Below are 10,500 nucleotides of genomic sequence, written 5' to 3'. Positions count from 1 at the left end.
CACTACAAAGATGTCTCGCTGCGCTCGACATGACACGGGGAGGATGGTATGCTGCGCTCATCGTGACCTGGTCAGGTACCCCCCTCGTCATTTCGAGCGGAGCGAGCAATCTACCAACCCAGCTCATTACGATGCCCCCCTGTCATTTCGCGCGGAGCGAGAAATCTACCAATCCAGCTCACTTACTCTATCCACCTTCTGTCAATCTTTTGTCAGGTAATTTTCCGCTGGCAACCTTATCAACTGAGTGTTACAATATTCAGTAACTCGCTGCACCTACACAGACAAGCACCGCACTCGCCGATGTGCAGCCTGCTCTATCAGTTGGGCGGTGTCATCGTAGTCACCCGCCCCTACACGACGAGGTGACCTATGACCAATTATCTGATTGCCGGCGCAGCGGGGTACATCGGCTCGCGTCTGGCAGCGCGCCTCCTCACTGCTGGCCACCGCGTGCGCGGTCTTGTCTATAGCGCTGAAGACCCCGTGGTCGAACGCCTCGCCTCTTTAGGCATGGCAGTCTGGATCGGCGATCTTACCCGCCCTGAAACCATCGACGGCATCACCGACGAGATTGAGGTCGTGTATAACCTCACCAACCGTATGCCAATCGATGGCTCTACTCTTCTTCGCTCCCTCTACGTTGACGGGAATCAACACTTGATTGCTATGTCGGTGCGAGCCCGCACGGTGCGTGCCTATGTGTGGGCTTCCAACGCAGCCCCTTACGGCGATCATGGCGAAAAGTGGGTTGATGAAGATAGCCCAATCGCGCCGTCATACCCGCTCGGCACAATCCTTGCAACCGCCGAGCAGATTATTTTGCAAGCGGTGCGAGCCTATCGCTTCCCGGCAATAATCCTGCGTATGGCCACCGTCTATGGTCCTGACCGTGATCCACTCGAAGCGATTGCCAGCGGCCAACTGACTATTTACGGCAACGGGCGTAATTTTATGCCTCATATTCACATTGATGATGCATTAGAGGTGTTGATCCGTACCGTCGAGATGGGGCAGATCGGCGCCATCTACAATGTTTGCGATGATGAACCGCTCCGCCTGATCGAGATCGTAAGCGAAGTACGTCGCCGGCTCGGTATGCTACCACCACGCACGTTTGACCCACAAGTAGGACTGCGGGCCGGTCTTGATCGCTCGGTGATCGGGGCGCTCACTTCATCGGTACGAATGAGTAACGCGCGAATGCGTCACGACCTCGGTATCGAACTTCGCTATCCGAGTCTACGGTACTGGATCGATGAGCGCTTACCGCTCGAATTGGCCGTCGGTGTGTAGTGGTTAGGATGGGATGGTTGCGACGCAAAGGGTGACTGATGCCTCAAAGCAGCAACCCTTTGCGTCTTTATATCAAGCAGAACGCCGTCTTAGCCACCAACTGTAACTACCACGCCAGATCAACAAGAGGGCCACTACTGTCAGAAAGGTAACCAACGCAAAGCTGAACGGACTTGAGCGGCCAAGTTGCCACCAGCGCAATCCGAGACCAACCGGTAGGGCAAGCAGCCACGCTACCAGCGTCAACCCAACCATCTGCACCGGCGGCTGACGACGAAACAAGCCGAGCCATGGCGCAACGACCAGCCAGCCGATGAAGAAGGGAAGGGCAACCCGTATCGCGGCAAGGAACGGGTTTTCATCAATCAGACCATGCGAGCTGCGGCCAAGCAGCGCAAACACGATGAAGACAATCGCATCGCCACCGATCAGAGTGGCACGCTCCGACCACGCCGTCGTAACAACATGACGATTGGTCGCTTCCATATCACTATCCACCTCTTCTGAGCAACATGGCTCTCTGCACTCAATCTACCCACGTACAGCATAGCACTATTGCTTCAGCGCTTGCAACTCACGCACCAATCCCTGCTGCTGCCAGTTCGCCAAGCGCAAACGTAATGCCAGCGCACTGGCAATATTCCAGAGGACGGCATTGCCTAACGCCGGGTCGTCCTCGGCCAGCGCTCGCAACCGTTCGCGTCGTAACGCTAGCACCACTACGCCATCCTCACCCGCCCGTAGATCGGCACTACGGCGTCCACCATCGAGTAATGACATTTCACCGGTAATCTGACCGGCGACCACCGTCATCAACAAGCGTTGACTGGTCGGATTACCATCGATCGGCGGACTCCAAACCTCCAACGTCCCCTCTTGTACCAGATAGAGATCGGTCGATTCTTGATTCATACGATCAACCAAAGCACGCGGCGGGTAGCGTCGCCGTTCGAGATGGGCGGCCAGCCGTGTGCGTTGGGCCAGACTGAGACCATTCCCGAGCTGCGAATTGACCAAAAACTCGGTGATCTGGGTCGTCATCTCTGCCGGTTGCACCAAAGTATCAGGTTGACTAATGAGTGAGGGTAAGCCGAGATAACTGGCGATATAGCGCATCGTGACCTCTGGCGTCTCAAAATGGGGCCAGTGCCCTGCCTTCGGCACGATCCGTAAATCGGCATTCTGCCATTCATCGGCGACTACGCCGGCATCACGTAAAGGAACCGTATTATCTTCAGCTCCCCAAATCACCAACGCTGGAGTCTCAAGTTCACGGAGACGGCCACTCAGATCCTGCCGACGCATCGCGACAAAACATTCCGCCCGCACCCGACCCTGCCCCGGCCGCCGTGCATCAGCTCGCAACCGCAAATAATCAGCTTCACTAATTGCTGAGCGTTCGGCAAATGACGCCGGTTTCATCAAACTATCGGTGACAGACAGCATTGATGGTTCGAGCAACGACAACAACCGACTAAAGAAGGGAAAACGCTCCATCATCGTAATGGGCGAGACAAAGGTGTTGATCCAGAACGAGAGCCGACCGGAAATGGTTGGACAAATCAAGACCATGCGGTCAACTAACTGGGGCACTTGCAGCGCCAACGTCGTACTGATCATGCCACCCATCGAGTGACCGATCAAGACGGCCGGATGTTCACTGAGACCGGTAATCAGACGCCCAACCAGTTGGGCATAGCGGCCAATCGTCGCTCGCTCACGTAGCGGCGGTGACTCACCGTAACCGGGGAGATCGATTGCGATACACCGAAACCGCCGACTCAGCAGGGGAATGAGTGGCGACATCGCAAACGACGAACTCGACCAGCCGTGGATAAGGATGACAATTTGGGCGTGACGCGGTCCGACATCAAGTGCGTGTATCTGCGCACCATCAATTGAAAAGACTTCCATAGTGTTACCCGCCACGAGCTGTACCCGTTGTGTGGTATCATACCAGTACACGGCTGTATCCGTCTATAACCTTATAATCTCATTTTGCCGAATTACGGGCGTATTGTGGATTACGAAACGTTTGCGAATGAGCGAACCGACTAATCAATCTGCCCCTCCACTCTACATTGTTTCCGGCGGCGCCGGCGCCGTTGGCGAACAAGTCGCGCGCCTAACTCTCTCACAGTTTGAAGGCGCCGAAGTCCCACTTATCATTGTGCCGAATGTACGAGATCCCGAACAGATCGCTGAAGTCGTTGCGCAAGCCGCCCAGCAAAACGGCACCATTTTGCATACGCTCATGGAGCCGACCTTACGCCGTGAGCTGATGCGTCTCGCGCGCGCGATGGGCGTTGCCGAGATCGATCTCGTCGGTAGTGTCCTATCACGATTGGCAACCGTCCTCCAAAAAGAGCCGCTGGGAAAACCCGGCTTATATCAAGCCCGTCGTTCAACCTATTTTGCCCGGTTGGAGGCAATTGAGTATACCGTTGCGCACGACGATGGCAACAAACCCTACGAGCTGCATCAGGCTGATATTGTCCTGGTGGGTATTTCACGGGTAGGTAAAACTCCACTGAGCATGTATTTGGCCGTCCTCGGTTGGAAGGTGGCGAATGTACCACTGGTGCGTGAAATCCCATTGCCCGAAGCCCTGTTACAGGTCGATCCGCGTCGGGTCATCGGTCTGATCGTCGAAGCGGAGCAAATCGCCGCCCGCCGCCGCTGGCGGCAACGCCGGATGGGCATCAACCTGGGTAGCACGTACACCAACCTTGAAGCGGCAATTGATGAAGTGGAATGGGCACGTCGCATCTTCCGCCAGCATGGCTGGACGACGCTTAACGTGACCGATAAATCGATTGAAGAGAGCGCTGACGAAATTATTTCCCTGATCTCGCGTCGGTTCCACCCAACAGGATAAACCGACTGCGTTGACAGTTGTGATTCAGCGCGGTATAGTTGCGCTATCTACCATTGTTCGCGTTTGCACAAGCTGAATACCATGATCTGCGATGGGGCAACAATACTACACAAGATGGGGGCCCATTCGTGTCGCTGGTACGACTATCTTCTCACCTGTAGCACATATCACGATGCTACAGGGTGCAATCGTATTGTCTTCCGCCACCTTGTTTAAGGAGGAAACAGGTTATGTCAAAGAAATGGGTCTACCTCTTCCGCGAAGGAAACGCAAGCATGCGCGATCTCCTCGGCGGAAAAGGCGCCGGTGTTGCCGAAATGACTCGTACCGGTGTCCCGGTGCCTCCCGGTTTTACGATCACCACCGAAGCGTGCAATGCCTATTACGAGAACGGTCAACGTTTTCCCGAAGGTATGTGGGAACAGGTCCTCGAAGGTCTCAAGGACATCGAAGCCCAAACTGGTAAGCGCTTCGGTGATCCGAATAATCCGCTCTTGGTATCCGTTCGCTCAGGGGCAAAGTTCTCCATGCCCGGTATGATGGATACCGTGCTTAATCTCGGCCTCAATCAGCAGACCCGCGAAGGACTAGCTCGCCTCACCGATAATCCCCGCTTCGCCGCCGATGCCTACCGCCGTTTCGTCCAACTCTTCGGAAAAATTGTGCTCGGTGTTGACGGTGACCGTTTCGAGCACGAGATGGAAGAAGCGAAAGGACACGGCCAACGTCAAGACACCGATCTGACGACCGAAGAGCTGCTCGCCTTAGCCGAGAAGTTCAAGGCGATTATCAAGGAGGACGTTGGAGTTGATTTTCCTGAAGACCCCTTCGAGCAGTTACGTGCAGCCATCGCTGCTGTCTTCCGTTCGTGGAACGGTCGCCGTGCGGTTGATTATCGCCGGGTGAATAAGATTCCCGATAACCTTGGAACGGCGGTCAATGTGCAGGCTATGGTCTTTGGCAACATGGGTAACGACTCGGCAACGGGTGTTGCCTTCACCCGCAACCCGAGCACCGGCGATCCAGAAATCTTCGGCGAGTATCTGGTCAATGCCCAGGGTGAAGACGTTGTTGCCGGCATTCGCACCCCCCAACCAATCAGCAAGTTGGCCGAGGAGATGCCGGAGGTCTATGCCCAATTCCACGAGATTGCCAAACAGCTCGAACGTCATTACAAAGACATGCAAGATGTTGAATTTACCATCGAGCGTGGCAAGCTGTGGATGCTCCAGACCCGTACCGGCAAGCGCACCGGCCCTGCCGCGGTGAAGATCGCCGTCGATATGGTACGTGAGGGGCTGATCGATAAGGCGACGGCAGTTCAGCGGGTTGATCCGCATTCACTCGATCAGTTGCTGCACCCGATGATCGATCCTGAAGCCCGCAAACGAGCCAAACCGCTCACCACCGGTTTGCCCGCTTCGCCGGGTGCTGCTTCTGGGAAGGCCGTCTTTGACCCCGACGAGGCCGAAGATCTGGCTAAGACCGGCGAAAAGGTGATATTAGTACGGATTGAGACGGCGCCCGAAGATTTTCACGGTATGGTCGCTGCTCAAGCCATTCTCACCGCGCGGGGCGGTATGACCTCCCACGCTGCAGTTGTCGCCCGTGGTATGGGTAAGCCGTGCGTGGCCGGAGCCGGTGATCTGCGGATTAGCTACGCCGATCAATTGATGACGGTTAATGGTACAACCATCCGTAAAGGTGACTGGATCACGATTGACGGTGGAAGTGGTGAGGTCTTTGCCGGCCAAATGCCGACGGTTGAACCGGAGTTATCGGGTGATTTCGCTACCTTGATGTCGTGGGCTGATGAGTTTCGTAAACTTGGCGTGCGTGCCAATGCCGACATTCCACGCGATGCCCGCGTCGCCCGCCAGTTTGGGGCTGAGGGGATCGGTCTCTGCCGCACCGAGCACATGTTCTTTGAAGGTGACCGCATCGATGCAATGCGTGAGATGATCCTCGCCGATACACCTGAAGAGCGGCGCGCGGCACTGGCGAAGATCGAGCCACTTCAGCAGGGCGACTTTGAAGGTCTGTTCCGTGAAATGGCCGGCCTCCCGGTTACCATCCGTACACTTGACCCACCGCTGCACGAGTTCTTGCCGCACGATGACGAGGAGATTGAAGCACTCGCTGCCAAGCTCGGCGTCGATCCTCACAAAGTGAAGGCTCGTGTCGAGAGCTTGCGTGAAGCAAACCCCATGCTCGGTTTTCGCGGCTGCCGTTTAGGCATTCTCTACCCCGAAATTACCGAGATGCAGGCTCGGGCCATTTTCAAAGCCGCTGTCAAGGTTAAGTCGGAGGGAATCGACGTTCACCCCGAAGTGATGATTCCACTGGTTGGGTTTGTCAGCGAACTCAAACTCCAAGAAGAGATCGTGCGCCGGGTGGCATCTGAGGTCTTCGCCGAAAGTGGGATCGAGGTCCCGTATCTCGTCGGAACGATGATCGAGTTGCCACGGGCTGCGCTGGTCGCCGATGAGATTGCTCAGGTCGCCGAGTTCTTTAGCTTCGGTACCAACGACCTTACCCAGACCACGCTTGGCTTATCACGAGACGACTCGGGTCGCTTCCTGCCGGCGTATGTCGAGAAGAAGCTCATCCCTGATGACCCGTTCCAGACCATCGATCAGCGTGGTGTTGGGCAATTGGTGAAAATCGGTACTGAACGTGGACGCACGGCGCGCGCGAACTTGAAGGTTGGCATCTGTGGTGAGCACGGTGGTGATCCGGCAAGCGTCGAGTTCTTCCACCGCGTCGGTCTCAACTACGTCAGTTGTTCGCCCTACCGTGTCCCGATTGCCCGCCTTGCCGCAGCTCAAGCAGCGTTAGGTGAGGCAAAACGCGATAAGTAGGTTTCATCTTCAACCACGTTGCGAACGGCGAGGCTCACCAGAGCTTCGCCGTTTGTCGTGATTTTATAACCCAATCTACGCATCCCTCTCGGTATAATGCGATCCAATCAGACGCAACACATACCGGTCGTGATGCGTTGACGATCGTTCGTAGTTTCCGATGTCCATGAGGTCACATTATGTCGCCACTGCCAATTGTTGCCACCCTCCTCCATTACGCAACTACCGAACCGCTCCGACCATGTGTTGTGGTTGAGAATCACGTAATAACGTATCGTGATCTTGCAGCAGCATCTGCCGGCTGGGCCGCCCGCTATCGCGACCTCGGCATTGCGCATGGCGATCGTGTCGCGTTGGCTCTGCCCAACTCACCGGCCTTTCTCGCTGCCTACTTCGGCGCTCAATTGGCCGGGGCAGCCGTCGTTCTGGTGAACCCACAGTATCGCCACACCGAACTGAGCCATCTGCTCTCCGATGCTGAACCGCTCATCGTCGTTGCAACTGACGAGAACGAAGCGATCTTGCGTGAGGCAATGACGGCTCCACACTCACACATGATCAAACCCGACACATCACGGTGTGGTACATCACCGGCGGACCCGACTGCATTTTCACCGCCGGCTGCCGACGATATGGCACTGATCGCGTACACATCGGGCACCACCGGTCGAGCCAAAGGAGCAGTCCACACCCACGCCAGCCTTGCCGCAAATTGCGATGCGGTTATCCGCGCTTGGTGCTGGACCGAGGCCGATCGTTTACTCTTGATGTTGCCACTGTTTCACGTCCATGGACTAGGTGTAGGTGTCCATGGCACGATCCGAAGCGGCGCGAGTCTTGAATTGCACGCACGATTTGATGCCGAACTGGCCTTGCAACGCATGGCCGACCCGGCTATTACCCTCTTTTTCGGCGTACCTACTATGTATGTGCGGTTGATCGAAGCAGCACGCCAGCACGGCGTTCCTCGTCATCGCATGCGACTGTTTGTTTCCGGTTCGGCCCCACTCAGCCCGCAGACCTTTGCCGATTTTGCTGCTCTCTTCGGACAACCCATCCTCGAACGCTATGGCATGACCGAAACGGGAATGAATTTGACCAATCCCTACGAAGGCGAGCGCCGCCCCGGCAGTGTTGGCATGCCATTTCCCGGTCAAGAGGCCCGAATTGTCGATCGGACAACACGCCAACCGCTACCGGCAGGCGAGGTTGGCGAGATCCAAGTACGCGGACCACACCTTTTCCGTGGCTACTGGCGTAATCCGCGTGCTACAGCGGCTGCGTTTACTAACGATGGCTGGTTTAACACCGGAGATATCGGGTTCGTTGATACCGATGGCTATGTTCACATTACCGGTCGTAGTCGTGAACTCATCATCAGTGGCGGTTACAATATCTATCCTCGTGAAGTCGAGGAAGTTCTCGCCCAGCATCCGGCAGTCGCTGAATGTGCCGTTTACAGCCAACCCGATCCCGATCTCGGCGAAGTACCGGTGGCCGATGTAGTGATACGATCAGGCATCCATACCACAGCACAAGAACTGATTGATCATTGTCGTCATCAACTGGCTGCGTACAAACGGCCACGCCAGATCCGCTTCGTCACGGCATTACCACGCAATGCCATGGGGAAGGTACAACGTCATCTACTCGGAATCGATCCACCCGTAGCCGAGGAACAGCGATGAGTGATCTCGATGATTACGAAGGCGATCCGGCTCTCAACCGTGAGCGCCTGAGTGAACTGTTAACCGATCAGCTCGAAGAGCTGGCCCGCACGATCCATTCGCGCGATCAACTGGTGCGCGCACGTGCGGCCAGCCGACTGGTCAATCTTGAGGTCGATCCTGATCTGGTGTTACCGACCCTGCACCATCATTGGCCGGCCGTGCGTGAAGTTGCCATCGAAGCGATTGGGTATACCAGTAAACCGCTGAGTCCTGCGGTCATCGATGCCTTATTAGCAAGTATCGATGACCCGAAACCGTTTGTAGCCGCCGCGGCAATCCGCACGTTAGGACGAAAACAGATCGCAGAGGCACGTGAACAAATCACAGCTTGTCTCGATGATCCAGATCCTCCCATCGTTGCTGCCGCCATCGCCGCACTTGCCCGCCTTGGTGATACCACGCTCGCTGTAGCCATTCCCAACTTTCTCAACAGCCCACACCTTGCCATCCGCATCGCGGCTGCCGAGGCGGCGGGAATGCTGCATACCCCGGCAGCCGTCCCTGGGCTGTTACGCTTGCTCGAAGATTGCATAACGGCGTGGCAGGAAACTCAGCCCCATATTCCCAGCCGAGCGGCAAGTGTCGCCATGCAGGCATTAGCGCGCTTACGTGCCCGCACGGCGATACCACTCCTCGTTGAAATTGCCCGCTATGTCGTCGGCCTACGAACATTAGCAGTGCGTACTCTCAACCAACTCCAAGCGGTTGAAGCCGCTCCGGAGATTGTATCACTCTTGAATGAAAAAAGCATTCATCTCTCACACGAAGTTATTCGTTTGGTGAAGATGGCCGATTATCGAGCTGCACTCCCGGAACTACGTGCTCTTCTCCAACGCTCTGCCCCCAACCGACGGTCATTGACGATCCAGATTATGCAGATTCTGGTCGAATGGAATGACCGGGCGAGTATGCCATTACTTGCCCAATTGGCTGAGAGCTTTCCCAACGCCGAAATTCGTCATCATGCGGCCCGCTGCCTCACCATCCTAGAGCAAGTGACCACTACATCCGAGGAACCATCGCCACCGTCGCCAGATCCTGCACCAACGGTGTTATGGAGTGAACGCCTCCGCAAACGACAAGAGCGGATCGCATCCGTCAGCGTTGGGAGCATCGTTGAGGGAACGGTGTTGCGCGTATTGAGTTATGGAGCAGTGATCGATCTCGGTGGGATAGAAGGGTTTGTTCACGTGCGCGACATCGACTGGCGTTGGATCAGCGACGCACGCAACGTCCTGCAACCCGGCCAACCGGTCCGTGCGATGATTACCAACATTGACCGGCAGCATCTGCGTATCAATCTAAGCATCCGCGAACTCACCCCTGATCCGTGGGCAAGTCTCTCGCAACGCCTTGCCGGCGGCATGACGGTGCAAGGCACTGTTACCGGTATCACCGGTTTTGGTCTGTTTGTCGAACTCTTACCCGGCATCCAAGGTCTCGTCCATATTAGCAAAATTCCGGCGAAGCGCCGACCATTACGTGAATGCTTCCCACTCAGTAGTCAGGTGATGGTCACGATCCTCGCGATCGATAACGAACACCGACGCATTGCGCTGAGTGTTAATGAATGAACTGCAATAAAAAACCGCCCATCATTCGCATGATGGGCGGAGCCTGGTGGGGACGATGGGAGTTGAACCCATACGCCTTGCGGCACATGATCCTAAGTCATGCGCGTCTGCCATTCCGCCACGTCCCCCGCTGGCGAGTATAGCACGAGAAGCTGTTTCCG

7 protein-coding genes and 1 tRNA gene are annotated in these 10,500 nt (G+C 56.1%); 5 read left to right on the top strand and 3 right to left on the bottom strand.

From position 1 onward, the window contains the following. The first annotated feature begins 372 nt into the window (after positions 1–372). The gene (locus tag AC01ZF_RS05520) at positions 373–1,296 is read left to right on the top strand and encodes an NAD-dependent epimerase/dehydratase family protein (protein WP_424674632.1); all 924 of its coding nucleotides are present in this window, start codon (positions 373–375) and stop codon (positions 1,294–1,296) included. Positions 1,297–1,368: 72 nt separating this feature from the next. Here AC01ZF_RS05520 and AC01ZF_RS05515 read toward each other — a convergent pair whose 3' ends face one another. Continuing rightward, positions 1,369–1,782, bottom strand: a complete 414-nt coding sequence (locus AC01ZF_RS05515; RefSeq protein WP_424674633.1) for a DUF3054 domain-containing protein — start codon at positions 1,780–1,782, stop codon at positions 1,369–1,371. A gap of 66 nt (positions 1,783–1,848) precedes the next feature. Then, positions 1,849–3,210, bottom strand: a complete 1,362-nt coding sequence (locus AC01ZF_RS05510) for an alpha/beta fold hydrolase (RefSeq protein WP_424674634.1) — start codon at positions 3,208–3,210, stop codon at positions 1,849–1,851. A 127-nt stretch (positions 3,211–3,337) separates the two neighbouring features. On the opposite strand from AC01ZF_RS05510, the gene AC01ZF_RS05505 reads away from it, so the two are divergent. The 4 genes from AC01ZF_RS05505 (at position 3,338) to AC01ZF_RS05490 (ending at position 10,339) form a co-directional block, all read left to right on the top strand. Then, the gene (locus AC01ZF_RS05505; RefSeq protein WP_424674635.1) at positions 3,338–4,174 is read left to right on the top strand and encodes a pyruvate, water dikinase regulatory protein; all 837 of its coding nucleotides are present in this window, start codon (positions 3,338–3,340) and stop codon (positions 4,172–4,174) included. Between the two features lie 230 nt (positions 4,175–4,404). Continuing rightward, positions 4,405–7,035: a pyruvate, phosphate dikinase gene (ppdK, locus tag AC01ZF_RS05500; RefSeq protein WP_428112726.1), complete on the top strand. Its 2,631-nt coding sequence runs from the start codon at positions 4,405–4,407 to the stop codon at positions 7,033–7,035. A 179-nt stretch (positions 7,036–7,214) separates the two neighbouring features. Beyond that, positions 7,215–8,723: an acyl-CoA synthetase gene (locus AC01ZF_RS05495; RefSeq protein WP_424674637.1), complete on the top strand. Its 1,509-nt coding sequence runs from the start codon at positions 7,215–7,217 to the stop codon at positions 8,721–8,723. Then, on the top strand, positions 8,720–10,339 hold the full coding sequence (locus tag AC01ZF_RS05490) for a S1 RNA-binding domain-containing protein (protein ID WP_428112724.1): 1,620 nt from the start codon (positions 8,720–8,722) through the stop codon (positions 10,337–10,339). The genes AC01ZF_RS05495 and AC01ZF_RS05490 overlap by 4 nt, the downstream gene beginning before the upstream one ends. 44 nt (positions 10,340–10,383) lie before the next feature. On the opposite strand, the gene AC01ZF_RS05485 is transcribed toward AC01ZF_RS05490, so the two are convergent. Further along, positions 10,384–10,467, bottom strand: a tRNA-Leu gene (locus AC01ZF_RS05485). Between the last annotated feature and the right edge of the window lie 33 nt (positions 10,468–10,500).

This window comes from Chloroflexus sp., from assembly GCF_056331925.1.
The sequence above is the reverse complement of the archived record's forward strand: the minus strand, read 5'-3'. Positions and strand labels throughout refer to the sequence as shown.